This window comes from Paracoccus sp. NSM (genome assembly GCF_052379855.1).
GTDB lineage: Bacteria > Pseudomonadota > Alphaproteobacteria > Rhodobacterales > Rhodobacteraceae > Paracoccus.
In genome coordinates, this window is record NZ_JBQTCG010000004.1 from 224,582 (window position 1) to 244,993 (window position 20,412).

Consider the following 20,412-nt stretch of genomic DNA (forward strand, 5'->3'; position numbering starts at 1 on the left):
GGCTCAGGTCTGCGGCTGGCGATCCTCGGGGATGAGGGCGCAGGGCGCAGGGGCCTCGGCCCCGCGTGCGGCGCACCATGCGCGCATGTGCTGGCGTGCGGTCTGTGCGGCCTCGGCGCGCGCGTCGGGCGGGATCAGCGCAAGGCTCGACTGGCGTGCCCTGACCGCGCCGGGCGCGTCCAGAGTGGCCGCGATGGCCTGCCAGCCATGCGCCGCGACCGGGTCGGGCTCGGCCGGGATGGTCAGAAGGATCGCCGCGATTTCCAGCATGGCGGCACCGTCGCCCGCCTCGGCGCGCGGGGAAAGCCATGCGATTGCCCGCGCGGCCAGCGCGTCGCGCGCCCCGTCGTTCAGCCGCGCGACCAGCAGCCGCCGCAGCGGGATCGAGCGGTCGCTGCCCGCCAGTTCCGCCCTTATGGCCCAATAGGCGGCCTCGGGATCGTCCTGCGGCAGGCCGCGCCCGGTCGCGTAAAGCACGGCCAGATTATGCGCGGCCTCGGCATCGCCCGCCTCGGCCAGACCGTGAAAACCCGCCGCCGCCTGGCCGAACATCCCCGCCCGTGCCGCGGCCAGCGCCTGCGCAAAGGGATCGGGCGCGGCCTCGGGCGCCCCGGCCCATGCGGGCGTCGTCAGCAGCGCCGCAAGCAGGGCCAGCCGCCTCATCGCCCCGCCACCATGACCAGTTGCAGATAAAGCAGCCGCTTGCGCCCACCCCGCGCCGCTGAATCCAGATCCGAGACGACCACCATCGGGCGGCTGCGGCCCTCCTGCACGACCTCGATGCGGATGCCGGGGGGCAGGGTGATGCGCTGACGCGCCAGCGTGCCCTGCGGGTCCTCGCGGAACGCGGCGCGGAAATCGCTGTCGATCCAGCTGAGTGCCAGCGCGCGGCCCAGAATGTCGGGCAGCAGGCGCTGCACCTCGGCCCGGTCATGCAGATGAACCGGCCCCGAGGCCAGCGGATAGGTCGGCCCCTCCTCTGGCGGGGGGGCCTTGCGGGGCTGCGCCACGCGGGCGGGCAGGCGCATGGGGACCAGCGCAAGTTCCTGACCTGGGGGCATGTCGTCCTCGTGACATGAGTTTCCAAATCCTACGGCCGCGCGGGCGGACAGTTTAGCACTATCCGAAAGATGGCCGGCGATATGCTTCTTCACAGGTTGGTGATGTCAGATAGTCGTGGCTATCCGACCGCACAATTGTCGGAAAACCGACGCCGCCACAGGATGGGGTCAACAAGTCGTCAAGACCAGTAACGAGGGCCAGCCATGACCACCCGCTTCGCACCGTCAGTGCCGGAAGATGCCCGCTTCAGCCTTGTCGATCGCCTGATCCCCGGCAACGCGGTGCCCATGCGGCAGATGAAACGCCTGATCGAGATGCTGGCCCCCTCGGACGCGCCGGTTCTGGTGACCGGGCCCAGTGGTGCGGGCAAGGAACTGGTCGCGCAGGCCCTGCATCGCCTGTCGGGCCGCAAGGGCCAGTTCGTCGCCATCAACTGCGCTGCCCTGCCCGCGGAACTGCTGGAGGGCGAGCTGTTCGGGACCGAGCGCGGCGCCTATACCGGTGCCGACCGCGCCCGCGCCGGTCTGATCGAGCAGGCCGAGGGCGGCACGCTGTTTCTGGACGAGATCGGCGACATGCCGCTGCCTTTGCAGGCCAAGCTGCTGCGGGTGCTGGAAACACGGACGCTGCGCCGTCTGGGTGGCGCCGCGCCTGTGTCGCTGGATTTCCGCGTCGTCGCCGCCACCCATCGAGACCTGTCGGCGCTGGCGGCTCAGGGCGCCTTCCGCGAGGACCTGATGTTCCGGCTGGCGGTCTTTCCGCTGGCGCTGCCCTCGCTGGCCGAGCGTCTGTCGGACCTGCCGCTGATCCTGTCGCGTCTGCTGGACGATTGCGCGGTCGCGCTGCCGAGCCTTGCCATGCCGCAATTCGACGAGACCGCCCTGCGCGCGCTGGCGGGCCATGACTGGCCGGGCAATGTCCGCGAATTGCGCAGCATCGTGCAGCGCGCCTGTCTGATGTTCGCGGGCCAGCGCATCACCGCGCGCGAAGTGCGCGAGAACCTGCTGCGCTTTGCCCCGCCCTTGCCCGCGGGCGCCCCTGCCGCCGCCGCGACCCAGACCCTGCCCGCCGGCGCCGCCCTGCCGCGCCCCGAGGCCCTTCGCGCGGCCCTGGCCGAGACGCCCGCCGATCTGGACCTGCGCATCTATCTGCGCGATATCGAGGTGACGCTGATCGAAGCCGCGCTGGAGCGCTGCAAGGGCTGCGTCGCACAGGCCGCCGAGGCGCTGCGCCTGCGCCGCACCACCCTGATCGAGAAGATGCGCAAATACGGCATCGAGCGCCCCGCCTGAGGCGCGGACGCGCGCCGCGCCCTGCGGCAAGGCAGGGTCAGCGGTCGCGCGACCACATGTCCTGAAGGTTCTTCAGATATTGGCCGGTGCCGTTCAGCTGGGTGACCGCCTGCTCCATCGCGGCGAAACGCGTCAGGTAACGCTTTTCGATCAGCGCCGCGCGCGCCTCGAGTGCGGCGATCTGTTCGCTGCCGGTCTGGCTGGCGCGGGTCAGGTCAGCCTCTCGCCGGCCCAGATCCCCGTCGCTGCTGCGCGCCTGGTCGATCATCTGTGACAGCGATCCGACAAGGCTGCGCCCGAAGCGCAGCGTTCCCGAGGTCACGCCCGGCTCGGCCATGACGCTCAGCCCCTCGACCGGGCCGGTCAGCGCGATCTGCACCGTCCTGCCCTGTCCCAGATCAAGGCCCAGCATCCGGTTTCCGGCCAGCGTGGCATTGCCGGCCGCGTCGGTGCGGAAGTCCAGATCGCCCGATTGCAGCGACGGCGAGGGGTTGCCGCGCACCGACAGGCCCGGTGTCAGGCTGGTGAGGGCGTCGCCGAACAGCGCGTCGAAGTGCGACGCGTTCAGCCGGAAGGTCCGGTCAAAGGCGGGCGGGTCAAAGCGCAGCTGGCCATTGCGTTCGGTTGCGATGCCCAGATCGGCCAGAAAGATCGGCCGGTCCCCGAAACCGTTCAGCGGTCCGGCCAGCAGCCCGCGCAATTGCGATTGCAGCGATTCCATCGCCCGGTCGCCCGCCAGTTCGCCCGCCACGGCACCGCCGATGCCGCGCTGCGTCAGCGATTGCATCAGCGACAGGACACCGTTCAGCCCGTCGATCAGCGTCTGCACATTCGCGCGGGCGGCGCCTTCCTCGCGTTCGATGGACAGCATGGCGGGGCCGGTGGCCGACAGCGTCACATCGACGCCGGGCATCACGTCCTGGATCAGGTTGTCGGGCCGCGTCACGGCGATCCCGTCCACCAGAACCAGCGCGTCCGTCGCCGCCTGAACCTGCCGCGCCCCCGGCCCGGCGCTCATGTCGAACGAGGCCAGCGGCATTCCTTCACCGCCCGAGGCCTGATCGACGCTCAGGCGGATCGCATTGGCCGCGCCCGTTTCGCTGACGATGCCAAGCGAGACGGTGCCGTCGCCCTTGTCCAGCGCGCGGGCGGTGATGCCGGGCAGGCTGGACAGGCTGCGTGCCAGATCGGCCAGCGTGGTGCCCGGCTGGATCTCCAGCGTGACGGATTGCCGGGCGGGGTCGGCGTCGAAGGCCGCGCCCTCGCCCCATTGGCCGAATTCCACCCGCAGGCTGCCCGCCTCTACCGGCGCCGTCAAAGAGGACAGGCCGCCGAATTCCAGCACCTGCCGCGAGGCAAGCCGCTGCACGTCGATGGGCAGCGCTTCGGGGGACATGCGTTGGCGGTCGGTCACGCGGGGCATCACCCCCGCCGAGGTGGTCGAGACTGTCATGATCGGGTTCGACGCCGCCTGCGCCATCGCCTGGCCAAGTGCGTCGAATTGCGCGCGCACCTCTCCGAGCGCGGTCATGCGCTGTTCGTCGCGGGTTATGCGGCTGCGGATCGCGTCCATCTTGGGCGCGGTCTCGGCCTGCGTGAGGGTGCGTGCCAGATCGCGCAGGTTCAACCCGCTGCCATTCCGGCTGAGTGCCGACAGAAGATCGCTGCTCATGTCATCCTCCTTCTGTCCTGACGAACGGACTGCCGCCGCGCCGTTTTAGGGCAAATCCCGGAACGCGGCCGTCATGGTGCCGTCGATCAGGGATCGGCAAAGTCGAACTCGATCTCGATCCGGCGGTTGGCGCTGCGGCCTTCCTCGGTCGCGTTGTCGGCCACGGGCATGGATTCGCCCCGGCTGACGGCGGTCAACTGCGACGGGTCAAGCCCCCCCTGCGCGCCCAGCTCGCGCACCACGGACGAAGCCCGTGCGGCGGCAAGCCCCCAGTTGTCGGTAAAGGCGCCCCCGGTCAGCGGCACGCTGTCGGTATGCCCGGTCACGGTGATGCGCGTCTGTTCGCCCGCGGCCGACAGGGCAATGCGGGCCATGATCTCGCGGGCCTCGGCGGTCAGCTCGGCCGAGCCCGACCCGAAGGCCCCGCCCGCGCCCACGGTGACGATGACCTTGTCGTTTTCCTGCTGCACATCGACCAGCCCCTGATCGCGCATCTCTTGCAGAGCGACCTTCAGCCGGGCATCGGCGATTGCGGCGCGGGCCTCGGCGTTCTGTCCGCCCGATTGCTGGCTGTCCTGACCCTCGGGGCCGGGCTGGGGGGCGGGCTCGCTTTGCGGCTGGCCCGGCGGGCTGACGATGTCCTGCGCGGCCTGGGCCAAGGCCTCGGCCATTTCGGCGGCGCCGGCACCTTCGGGCAGGCGCAGCGTCACGGCGCCGTTCTCGCCCGCCACGGTGATCTCGCCATCCGCCATCGCCTGTTGCAGCGCCTCGGTCAGTTGCTGCATCGCCTCTTCTTCGCGCGGGTCGGGGGAATCGGTGGGCGAGGGCGGCGTGCTGGCCGGGCGGAAGTCCATTTCGATGACCGTCGTGCTTTGCGGGTTCGGAAAGATCTCGACCGCGCTTGTGCCGAAATGCTCGCGCAGCGCGCCGGTCATCTTCTTGAAGGACACCTCGTCGAAATTCGCGAAGGACAGGATCAGCACGAAGAACGCCATCAGCAGGGTGGCGATATCCGCGAAGGTCGCCATCCAGGCGGGCGCACCGACCGGAGGGCAGCGCGGGCATTCGTGATCGTCATCATCGTCGTCATCGGGTCCGGTCGCGGGCTTGGGCAGCGCCTTGAGCTTGGCCATTGCACAGCCCCCTTACGCCGCCGCGCGCAGTTTTTCCTGCACCGGAGGCTCCAGCGCGGCCAGAAGCTGATCCTCGATCAGGCGCGGGCTTTCGCCGCGGGCGATGCCGCGCAACCCCTCAAGGACGATGGCGCGGTATTCCAGTTCCTCGGTCGTGCGCGACTGCATCTTGGTATAGATCGGTCCGAACAGGACGTTGGCGACGATGGCGCCATACATGGTGGTCAGCAGGGCGACCGCCATGGCCGGGCCGATGGCCTTGACGTCGGACATGTTGCCCAGCATCAGAACCAGCCCGATCAGCGTACCGATCATGCCCATGGCGGGGCCGATGTCGATCCAGGCCTTCACGATGCCCTGATGGCCCTCGTGGCGCGATTTCATCGCCTTGATCTCCTGCTTCAGCTGGCGGGTCAGCTTGGCCTCGTCGGCGCCGTCGACCAGCATCTGAAGTCCCTTTTCAAAGAACTTGTCAGGGACCGACTGGCCCTCGAGCGCCATCATGCCGTCCTTGCGGGCCACGCCCGACAATTCGATCATGCGCTTGACCAGATCGTCGGTGCGCAGGTTGGTCGGCTTGAACATGCGCGCCATCGCCTTGAAGCTGCCGGTGAAAGCGGGGATTGAGGTCGTTGCCAGCACCGCGAAGGCCGTTCCGCCGAAGACGATCAGGACCGACGGAATATCCACGAAGGGGGCCAGGCCGCCGCCATAGATCATCGCACCGATGATCATTCCGATCGCTCCGATCAGCCCGATCAAGCCTGCCAGATCCATGCTGCAACTCCGTCAATCCGCCGCCATGCAGGGGCAGGGAAGCAAGGTTCGTGCCAGCGCCCCCGAAACTTGTCGCTAAACATTCCTGAAAAGCGCCGTTCCCTTCATCAGGCGCTGCAAGGCGCGTCGTTTGATCCCAGGAGATGGAAGATGACCAGCATCAACACGAATATCGGCGCGTTGGCCGCTCAGGCGAACATGACGCGCGTCAACGACCAGTTCAACAACGCCATGACGCGCCTGTCGACCGGCCTGCGGATCAACGCCGCCAAGGATGACGCCGCCGGCATGGCCATCGGCGAGAAGATGACCTCGCAGATCATGGGTCTGAACCAGGCCGTCCGCAACGCCACCGACGGCAAGAACCTGATCGACACGACGGAATCGGCGCATGTCGAGGTGTCGAACATGATGCAGCGCCTGCGCGAACTGGCCGTGCAGTCGGCCAACGACACCAACACCTCGTCGGATCGCGGCAGCATCGTGGCGGAGAGCCGCCAGCTGATCGCCGAGATCAACCGTGTCTCGGAAACCACCACCTTCAACGGCATGAAGGTCATGGATGGCAGCTTCTCGGGCAAGCAGTTCCAGATCGGCGCGGACGCCAACACGACCGTCTCGATCAACGTCGAAAGCACCCGCGCGACCGAGATCGGCGCCTTCACGCTGCGTTCTGACGTGAACGTCGCTGCTGGCCCCTCGGCCATCGCGGGCGGCACCACGCTGATCATTTCGGGTCATGCGGGTTCGGCCGAGGTTGATCAGACCGCCGAGATGTCCGCCCAGGAAATGGCGCGTGCCATCAACGCGACGACCGCCCAGACGGGCGTCTCGGCCGCAGCCCAGACCAGCGCCAAGATCTCGCTGGCGAACACGGCCGATGAGGGGCAGGTCTCCTTCAAGGTCAACAATGTGGATGTCGGCCCGGTCGCGATCTCGGATGGCGGCGACCTGCGCAGCCTGCGCGACGCGATCAACGCCAAGACGACCGAAACCGGCGTGACCGCCCGCATGGGCAGCAGCAATGCCGAAATCGTGCTGACCGACAGCACCGGCGCGAATATCGACATCTCGAATTTTGCTTCGGATGACGGTGCCGGCGGCACGCTGACGATGAACGTCGATGTCCTGAACTCGGACGGCACCGCCGCCACCAGCGGCTTTACCACGACCACGACCGTGACCGACGGCGACTCCGCCACGGTGACGGGCCAGGTGACGATGTCCTCGACCAAGAGCTTCTCGGTCCATACCTCGGACAACACCACCGACGAGGCCTTCTTCGAGAACTCGAACTCGGGCGCCAGCCTGGAGAAACTGGCCGAGATCGACCTGTCCACCCACGAGGGCGCCTCGAAGGCGATCAACGTGATCGACACCGCCCTGTCGCGGGTCAGCCAGGCCCGGTCCGATCTGGGTGCCATCTCGAACCGCCTCGACTCGACCATCTCGAACCTGACGAACATCTCGACCTCGGTTCAGGCCGCCCGGTCGCAGATCATGGATGCGGATTTCGCGGCCGAATCGACCAACCTCGCCCGCGGCCAGATCCTCAGCCAGGCCGCCACGGCGATGCTGGCACAGGCCAACGCCTCCAAGCAGAACGTCATGAGCCTGCTGCGCGGCTGACGGTTTTCCGACGCCTCTCACGGCCAGCCCTGGCGCCCTTGGGCGCCAGGGTTTTGCTATTGCAGGGTTTTCTCGAAAGCATATGGTCGGGGTTCCGACATTTTAGGCCTGTCAAACGAAAATTTTGGATTCCTTGGCCTACCCGGCGAAACTGGCACCAGAAGGAGCCTCGCCATGAATTTCAGCCATTCCCAAGTGCTTGGACATCGCCAGTCGCTGGTCGTCAGCCAACAGCTGCGTCAGGCCATCGTGCTGCTTCAGATGAGCAATCCGGAATTGCAGCACTTCATCGACAAGCAGGCCGAGGAAAACCCCTTCGTCGAATTCGCCCCGCAGCGTGCCCTGCGTCCGGTGCCCCAGGGCGTCGCCGGCGGCCCGCGCGAGGATTGGGACCGCGTCGGCGCCATCGCGGATACGGGATCGCTGTCGCTTTACACCCATGTCGCCCGCCAGATCGGCGCCCTTGGCCTGACCGAGGCGCAGATCACGCTGGCCTCGGTCTTTGTCGATGCGCTGGAACCCTCGGGCTGGCTGGGTCAGCCGCTGGACCAGATCGCAGCCCAGGGCGGCGTCGATCTGCCCGAGGCCCAGGCGATGCTGACGATCCTGCAAGGGCTGGAACCGGCGGGCCTGTTCGCCCGCAACCTGGCCGAATGCCTGCGTCTTCAGGCCGCAGATCAGGGCATCCTGACCCCGCTTTTCGCCTCCGTTCTGAACAACCTGCCGCGTCTGGCCTCGGCCGATCTGGCGGGGCTGGCGCGGGTCTGCGGCGTGGCCCTCGCCGATCTGCACCCGGTCCTGCGCCTGCTGCGCGGGCTGGACCCCAAGCCCGGCGCCCGGTTCGAGCAATCGCCCGAGCCGATCCGCGCCCCCGACCTGATCGTCACGCGCGCCGCGACCGGCGATTGGCAGATCGAACTGAACCGCTCGACCCTGCCGCGCGTGACCATCCGCGAGGCCAAGGCCGACCGCCTGTCGCAGGCGGCAGGCGCGTCCAAGGGCTATGTCAGCGAAAGGCTGTCGGTGGCGCGCTGGCTGGCCCGCGCGGTCGAGCATCGCAACCGCACCGTGCTGCGCGTCGGCGAAGAGATCATGCGCCGCCAGCCCGGTTTTCTGGAGAACGGCCCCGAGCATCTGGCGCCGATGACGCTGAAGGAAATCGCGCTGGCCGCCGATGTGCATGAAAGCACCGTCAGCCGCGTGACCACCGGGATCATGGTTCAGACGCCGCATGGGGTTATGCCGCTGAAACAATTTTTCACCGCGGCCTTGCCGTCGCGGGACGAGGCTGCCGGTTCCGCCGGGGCCGTGCGCCACCGCATCGGCCGCCTGATCCGCGAGGAAAATGCCGCCCGTCCCCTGAGCGACGATCAGCTGGCGCAGATGATGGCCGCCGACGGCATCAACGTCGCCCGTCGCACCGTCGCCAAATATCGCGAGCAACTGCACATCCCCACGGCCTCGGTCCGGCGGCGGCAGGCGATCCTGTCGGGGCGCCACTAGCCCCCCGACGGATCGTCCGAGGGCGCATCGTCATCCATCGCCAACAGGGCCGACATGGCCGCCAGCGGGTCCGCGGCGGCCTGTTTGCGTTTCTTGGGCCGGGGTGCGGCCGCGACCTCGACCGGGGCGGGTTCGACCGGATCGGCCTGCGGCTGCTGGTCCGGCAGGTCGGCCAGGGCCGCCATCGGATCGGCAGCGGGTTCGGCAGACGGCGTCGGCTCTTCCGGTTGATCGGCCGCCATCAGCGCCGACATCGCGGCCAGAGGGTCCGCCGAGGCGCGCGCCTTCTTGCGGCGGGGCGCGGGTTCGGGCACGGGTTCCAGATCGGGGGCGGGCTCGACGATGGCCGCGGGATCGACCTCGATCACCACCGGATCAGGCAGAGGCTGAAAGTCCGGCTGGGGCTGAATTTCGGGCTGCGGTTCCGGGGCTGCCGCGATTTCGGGTTCCTGCTCTGGTTCGGCCTCTGGCGCGGCTTCTGGCCCCGGTTCCGGCTCGGGGCTGGCCATCAGCAATTGCGCCGCATCCTCCAGCCGGATCGATGTCAGCAGGTTCTTGGGCGCCTTGCGCGGCGCGGGCGGCGGAGGCGGCGGCGCCTCGGGTTCGGGCAGCGGCTCGGGCTCGGGCTCGGGCTCGGGGGCGGGTTCGGGCAGGGGCAGCACTTCGGGTGCGGCCTCGGCCATTCTGCGGATGAGGACGATCCGCAAGGCCAGGGCGACGCGGCCTGTGACCGGGTTCCCGGGATCGCGCTGTTGTTGCTCCAGTGCGGCCAGCATGGCGGCCATCTGCGCTGTCGGGATCTCGCCGATGGCGGCGTCGATGCGGCTGACCAGACTCATTTCGGTTCCTTCGCAAGGCAGGCGGGGATTCTGGCACCGCTCTTGCAAGCAGCGGGCCATGACGCCGCAAGTCGCGAGGAAAAAACCGATGAGCACCGTTCTGAGGGATCAGCTTGGACTTCACGCCAGCGCCTTGAAGCTGGGCGAAAGACGCGCGGCCATCCTGGCCTCGAACATCGCGCAGGCGGCGACGCCGGGCTACAAGGCGCGCGATATCGACTTTGCCAGCGAGATGGCGCGCCAGATGGGCGGCACGGGCGTGCCCGCCGCCACCCATGCCGGCCACATCACTTCGGCCGCGACGCCCGATCACGGCCCCGGCTGGCGCGTCCCGGTCAGCGCGGCGCTTGACGGCAACACCGTCGAGCCCGCCGTCGAGCAGGTTAAATTCGCCGAAAACGCGCTTCGCCAGCAGGCCAGCCTGACCTTTCTCAACCGCCGCATCTCGGGGCTGATGTCGGCAATCAAAGGTGAATGATGAGCCAATTGAACAACGTCTTCGACCTTGGAACCCGCGCCCTGTCGGCGCAGATGCAGCGGCTGAACACCACGGCCTCGAACCTTGCGAATGCCGGGACGGTGGCGGGCAGCGCTGACAAGGCGTTCCGCCCGCTGCGCCCGGTCTTTACCGTGGACGAGGCCATGCCCGGCAGCGGCCTGACCGCGCCCCGCGCCGAACGCATCGTGGCGTTGGAACGAGAGCCCGCGCGCATGTTCCGCCCCGACCACCCGCAGGCCGATCCCGAGGGCTTCGTCTATGAATCCCCCGTCGAGGTCGAAGAGGAGATGGTCGAGATGCTGGAGGCCAGCCGCCATTACCAGAACACACTGGAAACCCTGTCCACGCTGCGCACCATGATGACGCGCACGCTGCAGATGGGTCAGTAAGGAGCGCGCGATGACCATCCAGATCAATCCGGGCCTGGGCACGGGCAGCACGACCGCCAGCGGCCAGACCCCGCCGCCCGCGCGGCCCCAGACCCTGGGCCAGCAGGATTTCCTGACCCTTCTGACGGCGCAGCTGCGCAATCAGGACCCGCTGAAACCGCTCGAGAACACCGAGTTTCTGGGCCAGATGGCGCAATTCTCGACAGTGGCGGGTATCGACCGGATCAACGACACGCTGGCCTCGCAGGGGGGCGGCGGGGCGCGCGACATGCGGATTTCCATGGCCGCCACCATGCTGGGCCATTCGGTCCTGGTGCCGGGCGCGGTCGCGCGGCCCGACGCCTCGGGCGCGATACGCGGCGCGGTCGAGCTGGACGGCCCGGTCGAGGCGCTGAACATCACCTGGCTGGATGCCGAAAGCGGGCAGGTCCTGAACAGCCAGCAGATGGGGCCGCGCAGCGGTGGGCTGGTCGGCTTCGAATGGACCGCCATCCCCGCCGATATCGTGGCCGCCCGCAGGCCGGTCCTGGTGTCGATCGATGCAATCCAGGGCGGGCAGATGCGCAATCTGGACCCGCAGGTCTATGCGCGCGTCCTGTCGGCCCGCGCCTCTGCCGGGGGCGAGGATGTCACGCTTGATATCGAGGATTTCGGCCAGCTCAGCACGCTTGAAATCCAGTCCTTCCGCTGAACGCCCAACAAGGAGATCAGAATGTCCCTCAACACCGCCCTGTCGGGCCTTTCGGCGGCCCAGACCGATATCGCCGCCACCTCGCACAACATCGCCAACGTCGGCACGACCGGCTTTCGCGGCAGCCGGGCCGAATTCGCCGACATCTTCAACCAGTCGCCCGAGACGGTGACGCGCACCACGACCGGTTCGGGCGTGCAGGTCGCCCGCGTCGCGCAGGACTTCAAGCAGGGCAGCATCGTCGGCACCGGCAACCGGCTGGACATGGCCATCGAGGGGCCGGGCTTCTTCGCCGTCCAGCCTCAGGCCGGCACGCAGGGCATCCCGCCCGAGCGGCTGTTCACCCGCGCAGGAGCGTTCTCGATGTCGGCGGACGGGCGGATCGTGAATGCCTCGGGGCACCAGCTTCTGGGCTGGCCGGTGGCAGAGGACGGCTCGGCGCTGACGCAGACGCTTGGCCAGACGGTGCCGCTTCAGATCCCGCTATCCTACGGAGAGGCGCGGTCCACGGGCAATGTCAGCGTCGCCGTCAGCCTGCCCTCGGACCCGGCGATGACGGGGGATCAGGTCAACGTGCCGCCCGCCGCCGAGTTCGACCCCGAGGATCGCACCAGCTGGGCGCATCGCACCCCCATCCCCCTGTCCGATGCCGAGGGCCGCGCGGTCGAGGGCGAATTGTATTTCATCCGCATGTCCGACCCCACGCCGGGCGCCGCCGAAACGTCCTTTCAGGTTCGCATGATGCTGGGCGGGGCCGAATTGACCGGTGCGGCCGGGCTGGTTCTGGACGAGAATGGCGAGCCGACGGCGGCGTCGGGTCCGTTCCAGTTCGATGGCCCGGACGGTCCGATCACCGTCGATCTGTCGCGGGCGCGGCTGGCCGACGGCCCCTTTGCGGTGGGCAATGTCCAGCATGACGGGCGACCCCGCGCCTCGCTGACGACGCTGGATATCGACCGCGAAGGCACGATCTGGGCCAGCTATGGCGGCGATACGCGCGTCGCGCAGGGCAAACTGACGCTGGTGAACTTCGCCAATGCGGGCGGGTTGAGGATCATGGGCTCGGCGTCGTTCGCGGCCACGGCGGATTCGGGCGCGCCGGTCGTGGGCGTGCCGGGCTCGGCAGGCTTCGGATCGCTGCGGTCGGGCGCGCTGGAAAAGGCGAATGTGGACCTGACCGAGCAGTTGGTGAACCTGATCACCGCGCAGCGCAATTATCAGGCCAGCGCCAAGGCGATGGAGACATCGTCCAGCATGATGCAGACCATCATGAACCTGCGGACCTGAGGCGGCGATGGACCGGCTTGTCCATACCGCGCTAAATTCGCTGGCCAATCTGCGCGACAGCCGCACGCTGTCGGCGCAGAACCTGTCCAACATGGCCGTGCCGGGCTACCGGCGCGACCTGCAGAACGAGGGCGGCGCGCATTTCCTGACCGCCCTTCAGGCCCAGACCGGCCGCGCCTTTCAACTGGAGCGCGGCCCCCACGGCTTTTCCCGCGCCCCCGGCCCGCTGGAGCGCACTGGCGATCCGCTGGACCTGGCCATCGCGGATCGCGGGTTCTTCTACATCCAGCCGCCCGGCGGGGGCGAACCCGCCCTGACGCGGCGCGGCGATCTGCAACCCGGCCCCGACGGCACGCTGATCAACGGCGCGGGCGAGGCGATGCTGAACGCGGACCTTCAGCCGATGATCGTGCCGCCCTTCTCGCGGATCATGGTGGATGAAGTGGGGCAGGTCTCGATCACCCCGCTCGAAGGGGGCGAGGCCGTGGCCGTGGGCGTGCTGGCCACCGTCGATCCCGACGACGCGCTGGATCTGCGCAAGTCGCTGGACGGGCGCATCCGCATGGCCGATGACAGCCCGCTGCCGCCCCCCGACCAGCGTGCCCGCATCGTGCAGGGCACGCGCGAGGGCAGCAACGTGAACGCCACCGCCGAGCTGATCGACAGCATCGAATTGCAGCGCACCTTCGAGCTGAACCTGCGGATGATCCAGACGGCGCGCGAAATCGACGAGGCAGGCGCCTCGCTGCTGCGGATGCCGGGCTAAGGGTCGCGTCTCTGGCACGGCGCTTGCAGCATCAGCGTGAACGCCGCACCAGATCAGAAAGGCCGCCCATGTCAACGAATGCGATGCATGTCGCCCGCACGGGCCTCGACGCGCAGCAGACCCGGATGCAGGTCATCGCCAACAACCTGGCCAACGTGAACACCACCGGGTTCAAGCGCGACCGCGCCAATTTCGAGACGCTGCTTTACCAGATGCACCGTCCCGCAGGCGCCCAGACCTCCGAGAACACCGCGCTGACCTCGCCCCTGGCGGTCGGAACGGGTGTTCGCGTTGTGGCGACCGAAAAGGTCCACAGCCAGGGCGGGCTGACCATGACCGGCAACGCCTTCGACGTGGCGATCGACGGGCAGGGCTTTCTGCAGATCCTGATGCCCGATGGCCGCATCGGCTATACCCGCGACGGCAGCCTGTCGCGCAATGCGGAAGGGATGCTGACCACCGATAGCGGCTATGTCCTGCAACCCGAAATCCAGGTGCCCGAGGGCACGCTGTCGCTGGTCGTCTCGGCCGACGGCATCGTCTCGGCCACCCTGCCCGGCGAGGTCGAGCCGCAGGAGCTTGGCCAGATCACGCTGGCCGTCTTCCCCAACCCGCGCGGGCTTGAACCCCTGGGCGAGAACCTGCTGGCGGAATCCCCGGCCTCAGGGGCGCCCGCGGTGGGCGCGCCGATGGCAGACGGCGCCGGCAAGCTGGTTCAGGGCGCGCTGGAAGCGTCCAACGTCAATGTGGTGCAAGAGCTTGTCGATATGATCGAGACGCAGCGCGCCTATGAAATCTCGTCCCGCTCGATCTCGGCCTCCGACGAGATGCTCCGCTATCTCACCAATAAGCTGTGATCCCCATGACCAAAGCCATCCTCGTCCTGATCCTGCCCTTGGCCGCCTGTTCGACCTATGTCGAGGACCGCGCCAGCGCCAATTACGAGCCGATCTATGTCGCGGCGCCCGCGCCCTCGGCCACGCCCTCGGGGTCGATCTATTTCGACGGGGCGCGCGGCCTGTTCACCAGCGACCGCCGCGCTGCTGCGGTGGGCGACGTGCTGACCGTGCAATTCGTCGAACGCTTCCAGGCCAGCAAGTCGCAATCCGCGAATGCCGGGCGCAATTCGTCCTTCGAGGCCAGCCTGCCCTCTGTCCTTGCGGGCGGGTTCGACAGCGCCGGATTGTCCAGTTCGACCAGCGAGAGTTTCTCGGGGCGGGGGGGTGCGGCGCAGTCCAATTCCTTCACCGGGCGGCTGTCGGTCTCGGTCGTGCGGGTGATGCCGAACGGGCATCTGGAGGTCATGGGCCAGAAGCGCCTGACCCTGAACAACGGCAATGAATATGTGCGCCTGACCGGGATCGTCCGCCCCGAGGATATCGGCCCGGACAACGTCGTGTCCTCGGACCGGATCGCGCATGCCGATATCCGCTATGTCGGTGCGGGCGACACCGCCGACACGGCCCGCCACGGCTGGCTGTCGCGCGCCGTCACCGTGGCCAATCCGCTATGATCGCGCGGCTGGTCCTTGCGGCGCTGATGGCGCTGATGCCGGCCTTCGCGCAGGCCGACCGGCTGAAGGATCTGGCCGCATTGGCGGGCGTCCGCAGCAACCAGCTGGTCGGTTACGGGGTCGTCGTCGGCCTTGCCGGCAGCGGTGACGGCAATTCCGGCCTGACGCTGCAATCGCTGGAATCGCTGATCTCGCGGCTTGGCCTTCAGGTCAGCGCGCGCGATCTGAACGCCCGCAACGCCGCCGCCGTCATGGTGACGGCAGAGCTTGGCCCATTTCTGAAAGAGGGCCAGACCATCGACGTCACCGTCTCGACCGTGGGTCAGGCAAAGTCGCTTCAGGGCGGGACGCTGCTGATGACGCCGCTGCTGGGCGCGGATGGCGAGGTCTATGCCATCGCGCAGGGCAACCTTGCCGTCGGGGGGCTGGGGATCGAGGGCAATGACGGCTCGTCCCTGACGGTGAACATTCCTACCGTAGGCCGCATCCCCGGTGGCGCCACGGTCGAACGGGCGGTGCAATCGCCCTTTCAGTCGTCGGATTTTCTGGTCCTGAACCTGCACCGGCCCGATTTCTCGACCGCGGCAGCGGTGGTCCGCGCGATAGACGCGACCTTTGGCGAGGGCACGGCGATCGCGGTCGATGCGGCCTCGATCAGCATTTACGCCCCTGCCGATCCGGGCCGCCGCGTGGCCTTTGCCGGCGCGCTTGAGAATATCGAGGTCACGCCCGATGCTCCGCCCGCACGCGTGGCGATCAATGCCCGGACCGGGACGGTGGTGATCGGCGGCAATGTGCGCGTCTCGCCCGCGGCGGTCACGCATGGCTCGTTGACCGTGCGCGTGACCGAGGACTTCGACGTGGCCCAGGGCACCAACGTGGCCACCGGGCCGGGCGGCACGGTGATGACGCCGGGCGATCCGGTCGTCACGCCCGACACGCAGATCGACGTCGACCAGCCGCCTGCTCGCGCCTTTGTCTTTGATGCCGGTGTGACCCTGTCCAGTCTGGTCGATGCCATCAATGCGGTGGGCGTCAGCCCGGCGGATCTGGTCGCCATTCTGGATGCCCTGCGCGAGGCGGGTGCGCTGCGCGCCGAGCTTGTCATCATCTGAGGCTCCGCCATGCAGATCACCGCCCCCTCTGCCGGATTGCCCGTGTCGCCCGCCGACCGCCCCGACCGCGACCAGATCATGCAGGCCGCGCAGGGCTTCGAGGCGCTGTTCCTGTCGGAACTGCTTAAGGCCGGGCGCGCGGGCCTGCCGGGCGACAGCCTGACCGGCAGCAGCGCCGTCACCTCGGCGCAGGAAATGCTGGACAGCCAGCTTGCCAAGGCGTCCGCAGGGGCGGCGGGGCTGGGTCTGGCCGAGGCCATCGCGCGCCAATTCGCGCCCCCCGCCTCCGGTGAGACGCCATGAGCAACCTTCTGGATATCGGCCGCAGCGGCATTCTGGCCTATCGCACGGCGCTGGCCACGGTCGGCGAGAACATCGCCAATGTGAACACCGAGGGCTTTCGCCGCCGCGACGTGGCGACCGTGACCCAGCATGGCGCGCAAAGCACGCCGACGACCATGCCATCGGGCCCGCAGGGCGTCAGCCTGGCCGAGGTTCGCCGCGCCTTTGACGCGCTGGTCGCGGACCGGGCCCGCAACACGCAGGGCGGCGAGGCCGCGGCCCAGGCCCATCTGACCGGCGCGACCGCGATCGAGACGCTGATGATCCCCGGCGACGATGGCGTCGATGGCGCGATGCGGGCCTTTTTCGACGGTCTGGCGCGGCTGGCCGCGAACCCGACCGACCTGACGACGCGGGGCCTTGTCCTGCAACAGGGGGCCGCCTTGGCCGACGCGGTCTCGGGGCTGGGGCGGGGCTTTCAGACGCTGCGCCGCGACATGCTGGTCGATGCGGGCGAGCAGGCCCAGGCCGCGCAGGGCCTGCTTGAGGAACTGGCCGTGATCTCGCGCCGCATGTCCGAGGCGGGCGAGGGCGCTCATGCCCTGGCCGACCGCCGCGACGCGACGCTGACCGAACTGGCGCGGATCCTGCCGATCTCGGTCACGCTTGGCGTGGCGGGGCGTCCGACGGTGCGTCTGGGCAGCGAGGCCGGGCCGCTCTTGCTGGAGGGCGTGCGCCCGGCCACCCTGTCGGTGTCGGGTGAGGACATGCTGACGCTGCATGTGCGGGCCTCGGACGGGCAGATCGCGCAGTCGCGGTTGCTGGCCTCGGGCAGTCTGGCGGGGATGTCGCGGGCGATCGGCGCGCTGGACATGGCCTCGGCGGAACTGGACGCCTTCGCGCGAGAGATGACGAATTCGATGAACCGCGTCCATCGCGGCGGGGTCGATCTGCGCGGCGTGCCGGGCGGCGATCTGCTGGCCAATGACGGCTGGCGCGCCGATCCGGCGGCGGGCAATTCCGGCCGCGTGCAGGTCGCCTTGACCACGATGGCGGCCAGCGGCCCCCGCGCGCCGGTCGATCTGGTCTTTGACGGCGCCGCGGGCCTTTGGCGCGCGATGGACGGGCAGGGCGCCGAGCTGGGCGCGGGCCGCGACGAATTGCTGCTGGACGGGGTGTTGGTCCGCATCGCGGGCGCGGCCCGCGACGGCGACCGCATCGCCTTGCGCCCGGTCACGGGCCATGCCGCCGATCTGCGGCTGGTGCTGACCGATCCGGCGGCGCTGGCGGCGGCCTCGGCCTTTGCGGCGGCGGCGCAGCCGGGCAATACAGGCTCGGCGCAGATGACGGCGCTGCTGCAGGCCCCGCCCGCCGCGCCGATCCCGACGCTGAGCAGCCAGCCGCAGCCGATGGACCTGCTGGGCGGTGTCGTGGGCCTGATCCCGGCCGGGACGCAGAATGTGACGCTGGCCAGTCTGGGGCGCGCGCCCGCGTTGACGCTGGCCCCGGCTGACGGGGCGCAGGCGCTGGTCCTGCCTGATGGCAGCTTCGATCTGTCGGGTCTGGCCGATGCCGCCGCGATGGCCGCCGCGCTGAATGGCGGGCTGCGCGACGATCAGGGGCGCAGCCTTGCCTCGCTCGGCCTCGTGGCCGAGGCGCGGGACGGCGCGCTGCGGCTGACCCGCCCCGCTGGCGGGCCGGTGCCCGATGCGCAGCTTCTTGGTGCCTCGGGGCTGATCGACGGGCTGGCCGAGCCGGGCCAGCCGGTCTCGGGGGCGATGCAGGTCCTGACGCGCAATGGCCGCCATGTCGCGGGCACGCCCCTGTCGGCGGCCGAGGCCGCGGCGCTTCTGACCCCGGCCAACGGTTTTCTGCCGGGCGCGGTCTATGATCCGTCGCCCCTTGTGCTGGACGGGCCGGGCTATCGCGGCGCGCAGGTCGCGCTGTCGGGGGCCGAGGCGCTGCACCGCGCGGCTGTTCCCGCGCCCGCGCCGGTCACGGGGATGCCGGGCAGCCTGCCGGTCACGCCGCCCTTTGCGCTGACGCTGGCCGACCTGTCTGGCCGCACCGCGCGGATTGACATGCCCGAAGGCGCCAGCGCCGCCGTGATCGCGGGACGCCTGAACGCTGCCTTGCCCGGCATGGTGGCCGAGGCGCAGACCGGGCTGGATCTGTCGGGCTTTCAGGCCGGGCCGGTGGCCTTCGATCTGGTCGGCGTGAACGGCAGCCCGGTGCGGATCGAGGCTTTCCTGACCGGCAGCGATCCCGCCCCCTTGGCCGAGGCGCTGAACCGCGCCTCTCAGGCCACCGGCATCCGCGCCGAGATGGCCCCCGATGGCAGCCGCCTGCTGCTGGTGCAGGATCAGGGCCACGACATCACGCTGATCCACCGGCAGGGCGCGCTGGACCTTGCCGCGGCCTCGGCCGAGGGGCAGCGGCTGGGGTCGCCTGATGCGCTGGCACCCGGTCAGGCCTGGCGGCAGGGCGGCAGCGTCACGCTGACCCATGCGGCGGGCTTCCAGATCGAGGGGGGCGCGGTCTCGGCCCCCGTCGCGCCCGGCCCGGTCCGCTTCAGCGCGGCGGGTACCGTGGCGCAGCTGGACCTGCCCGCGATCCCCGCCCTGGCCGAGGGCGGGCAGGCCCTTGCCGTCACGCTGAATGGTATCACCGCCGAGGCGGCCTTTGCCCCCGCCACCCCCGCCCGCCAGATCGCGCTGACCCTGGCCACGCTGCTGCGCGCCGAGGGGCCGGTCGCCGAGGCGATCTCGGCGCCGCTTGGCGCGCTGCCGCCCGAGGGGGCGTTCCTGCCGCTTCAGGTCGACGGCGCGACCTATCGGCTGCGGTTCCAGAATGGCGAGCCGGTGATCGACGGCCCGGAACCCGGGCGCGTGACGGCCAGTCTGGACGCCTCGATGCGGTTGGTGATCCGGGCCGAGGGCGTGTCCGACGGGGCGGGCCTGCTGACCGCGCAGGCCGCGGCTTTCGGGTTCGGTCCGGGGCAGGGGCGCATGGTGCTGACCGGGCAGCCGCCTGACAATGGCGCGCTGCCCGCCGATTTGCCGGTGCGCCTGAACGGCGCGGATTACACGCTGCGGATGCTGCCGGGCGGTGGGCTGGACGTGCCGCCGGGCTTTCCGGGGCTGGCCAGCCGCGATCCGGGGACGGGCGCGCTGCGGCTGGATCTGGCCGCGCCGGCGACCGGTCTGGTCGTGGGCCATGTCCCGCAGGCCGGTTTCGGCGGCCCCGGCGCCGCGATCCGGGTCGACGGCGACAGGCTGGTCATGACCTCGCGCAACGCGCCGCTTGAGATCGCGCATGCCGCGACCGGCCCGCTTGGTCGCCAGATCGCGCTGAACGGCCTGCCCCCCGAGCACATGATCGTGGTGGCGACGGGCACGGGTTCGCCCCGGTTGGGGATCGCCATGCAGGCCGGTCCCGCGCCGACCCATCCCGGCCCGCTTGAGGTCCAGATGGCTGATGCCACGACCGGGCGCCTGATCCTGCGCGATACGCGCAGCGGGCATGTCGTGGCCGAGGGCCGCGCCGATGCGGCGGGCCGGGCCGAGCTGGGCGGCATGGTGCTGCAACTCACCGGCACCGCGCGTGACGGCGACCGGTTCCAGATCGTCGCTGCGGGGGCGGGTTCGGGCAATGGCGCGACCGCGATGGCGCTGGCCGGGCTGCGCGTGGGCGATCCGGCCAGCGGCACGCAGGGCCTTGGCGACCGGCTGACGCGCATTCAGGCCGATACCGGCCTGCGCGCCCAGGCCGCCGCGCGCAGTCTGGAAACCGCCCGGGCCGCATCCGAGGCCGCGCAGCGCGAGGATGCCGCGCTTGGCGCGGTCGATCTGGATGCCGAGGCTGCGAGGCTGGTGCAGATGCAGCAGGCCTATCAGGCCTCGGCCCAGGCCATGACCATCGCGCGCGACCTGTTCGATACCCTTCTGCGCATGTTCTGAGAGG

General features: G+C 69.5%; 19 protein-coding genes. 13 read left to right on the forward strand and 6 right to left on the reverse strand.

Going from position 1 to position 20,412, the window contains the following annotated elements:
• Nucleotides 1-3: 3 nt before the first annotated feature.
• On the reverse strand, nt 4-663 hold the full coding sequence (locus tag ACTZWU_RS09290) for a sel1 repeat family protein (protein ID WP_444737072.1): 660 nt from the start codon (nt 661-663) through the stop codon (nt 4-6).
• A complete protein-coding gene (locus tag ACTZWU_RS09295; protein ID WP_444737073.1) occupies nt 660-1,061 on the reverse strand; it encodes a hypothetical protein in 402 nt (133 codons plus the stop codon). Before ACTZWU_RS09295 ends, ACTZWU_RS09290 begins: the two co-directional genes overlap by 4 nt.
• 204 nt (nt 1,062-1,265) lie before the next feature.
• On the opposite strand from ACTZWU_RS09295, the gene ACTZWU_RS09300 reads away from it, so the two are divergent.
• Nucleotides 1,266-2,354: a sigma-54 interaction domain-containing protein gene (locus ACTZWU_RS09300; RefSeq protein WP_444737074.1), complete on the forward strand. Its 1,089-nt coding sequence runs from the start codon at nt 1,266-1,268 to the stop codon at nt 2,352-2,354.
• Nucleotides 2,355-2,391: 37 nt separating this feature from the next.
• Here the strand turns inward: ACTZWU_RS09300 and fliD are convergent, their stop codons facing one another.
• The 3 genes from fliD to ACTZWU_RS09315 form a co-directional block, all read right to left on the reverse strand.
• Nucleotides 2,392-4,026 (reverse strand): flagellar filament capping protein FliD, encoded by a 1,635-nt coding sequence (gene fliD, locus ACTZWU_RS09305; RefSeq protein WP_444737075.1) that lies wholly within the window; start codon nt 4,024-4,026, stop codon nt 2,392-2,394.
• Between the two features lie 86 nt (nt 4,027-4,112).
• Complete coding sequence (locus ACTZWU_RS09310; protein WP_444737076.1) at nt 4,113-5,159, reverse strand: OmpA family protein; 1,047 nt, start codon at nt 5,157-5,159, stop codon at nt 4,113-4,115.
• Nucleotides 5,160-5,171: 12 nt separating this feature from the next.
• Nucleotides 5,172-5,936: a motility protein A gene (locus tag ACTZWU_RS09315; protein WP_444737077.1), complete on the reverse strand. Its 765-nt coding sequence runs from the start codon at nt 5,934-5,936 to the stop codon at nt 5,172-5,174.
• Nucleotides 5,937-6,086: 150 nt separating this feature from the next.
• On the opposite strand from ACTZWU_RS09315, the gene ACTZWU_RS09320 reads away from it, so the two are divergent.
• Together ACTZWU_RS09320 and rpoN are read left to right on the forward strand one after the other, a co-directional pair.
• Nucleotides 6,087-7,565, forward strand: coding sequence for a flagellin N-terminal helical domain-containing protein (locus tag ACTZWU_RS09320; RefSeq protein ID WP_444737078.1), 1,479 nt, complete (start codon nt 6,087-6,089; stop codon nt 7,563-7,565).
• Nucleotides 7,566-7,739: 174 nt separating this feature from the next.
• Nucleotides 7,740-9,068 (forward strand): RNA polymerase factor sigma-54, encoded by a 1,329-nt coding sequence (gene rpoN, locus ACTZWU_RS09325; protein WP_444737079.1) that lies wholly within the window; start codon nt 7,740-7,742, stop codon nt 9,066-9,068.
• Here rpoN and ACTZWU_RS09330 read toward each other — a convergent pair.
• The gene (locus ACTZWU_RS09330) at nt 9,065-9,907 is read right to left on the reverse strand and encodes a hypothetical protein (protein ID WP_444737080.1); all 843 of its coding nucleotides are present in this window, start codon (nt 9,905-9,907) and stop codon (nt 9,065-9,067) included. The two genes, rpoN and ACTZWU_RS09330, sit on opposite strands and share 4 nt — an antisense overlap.
• An 88-nt stretch (nt 9,908-9,995) precedes the next feature.
• Between ACTZWU_RS09330 and flgB the strand changes: the two genes are divergently transcribed.
• The 10 genes from flgB (at nt 9,996) to ACTZWU_RS09380 (ending at nt 20,408) form a co-directional block, all read left to right on the forward strand.
• Complete coding sequence (gene flgB, locus ACTZWU_RS09335) at nt 9,996-10,385, forward strand: flagellar basal body rod protein FlgB (RefSeq protein WP_444737081.1); 390 nt, start codon at nt 9,996-9,998, stop codon at nt 10,383-10,385.
• Complete coding sequence (gene flgC / locus ACTZWU_RS09340; protein WP_444737082.1) at nt 10,385-10,795, forward strand: flagellar basal body rod protein FlgC; 411 nt, start codon at nt 10,385-10,387, stop codon at nt 10,793-10,795. The genes flgB and flgC overlap by 1 nt, the downstream gene beginning before the upstream one ends.
• 10 nt (nt 10,796-10,805) lie before the next feature.
• A complete protein-coding gene (locus ACTZWU_RS09345; protein ID WP_444737083.1) occupies nt 10,806-11,486 on the forward strand; it encodes a flagellar hook assembly protein FlgD in 681 nt (226 codons plus the stop codon).
• Nucleotides 11,487-11,507: 21 nt separating this feature from the next.
• Nucleotides 11,508-12,773 (forward strand): flagellar hook protein FlgE, encoded by a 1,266-nt coding sequence (locus ACTZWU_RS09350; protein ID WP_444737084.1) that lies wholly within the window; start codon nt 11,508-11,510, stop codon nt 12,771-12,773.
• Between the two features lie 7 nt (nt 12,774-12,780).
• Nucleotides 12,781-13,539, forward strand: a complete 759-nt coding sequence (locus ACTZWU_RS09355; protein ID WP_444737085.1) for a flagellar basal body rod C-terminal domain-containing protein — start codon at nt 12,781-12,783, stop codon at nt 13,537-13,539.
• 68 nt (nt 13,540-13,607) lie between these two features.
• Complete coding sequence (gene flgG, locus ACTZWU_RS09360; RefSeq protein WP_444737086.1) at nt 13,608-14,396, forward strand: flagellar basal-body rod protein FlgG; 789 nt, start codon at nt 13,608-13,610, stop codon at nt 14,394-14,396.
• Nucleotides 14,397-14,401: 5 nt separating this feature from the next.
• Nucleotides 14,402-15,052: a flagellar basal body L-ring protein FlgH gene (locus tag ACTZWU_RS09365; RefSeq protein ID WP_444737087.1), complete on the forward strand. Its 651-nt coding sequence runs from the start codon at nt 14,402-14,404 to the stop codon at nt 15,050-15,052.
• Complete coding sequence (locus ACTZWU_RS09370; RefSeq protein ID WP_444737088.1) at nt 15,049-16,167, forward strand: flagellar basal body P-ring protein FlgI; 1,119 nt, start codon at nt 15,049-15,051, stop codon at nt 16,165-16,167. Before ACTZWU_RS09365 ends, ACTZWU_RS09370 begins: the two co-directional genes overlap by 4 nt.
• 9 nt (nt 16,168-16,176) lie before the next feature.
• Nucleotides 16,177-16,470 (forward strand): rod-binding protein, encoded by a 294-nt coding sequence (locus ACTZWU_RS09375; protein ID WP_444737089.1) that lies wholly within the window; start codon nt 16,177-16,179, stop codon nt 16,468-16,470.
• Nucleotides 16,467-20,408, forward strand: coding sequence for a FlgK family flagellar hook-associated protein (locus ACTZWU_RS09380; protein WP_444737090.1), 3,942 nt, complete (start codon nt 16,467-16,469; stop codon nt 20,406-20,408). The genes ACTZWU_RS09375 and ACTZWU_RS09380 overlap by 4 nt, the downstream gene beginning before the upstream one ends.
• Nucleotides 20,409-20,412: the final 4 nt, after the last annotated feature.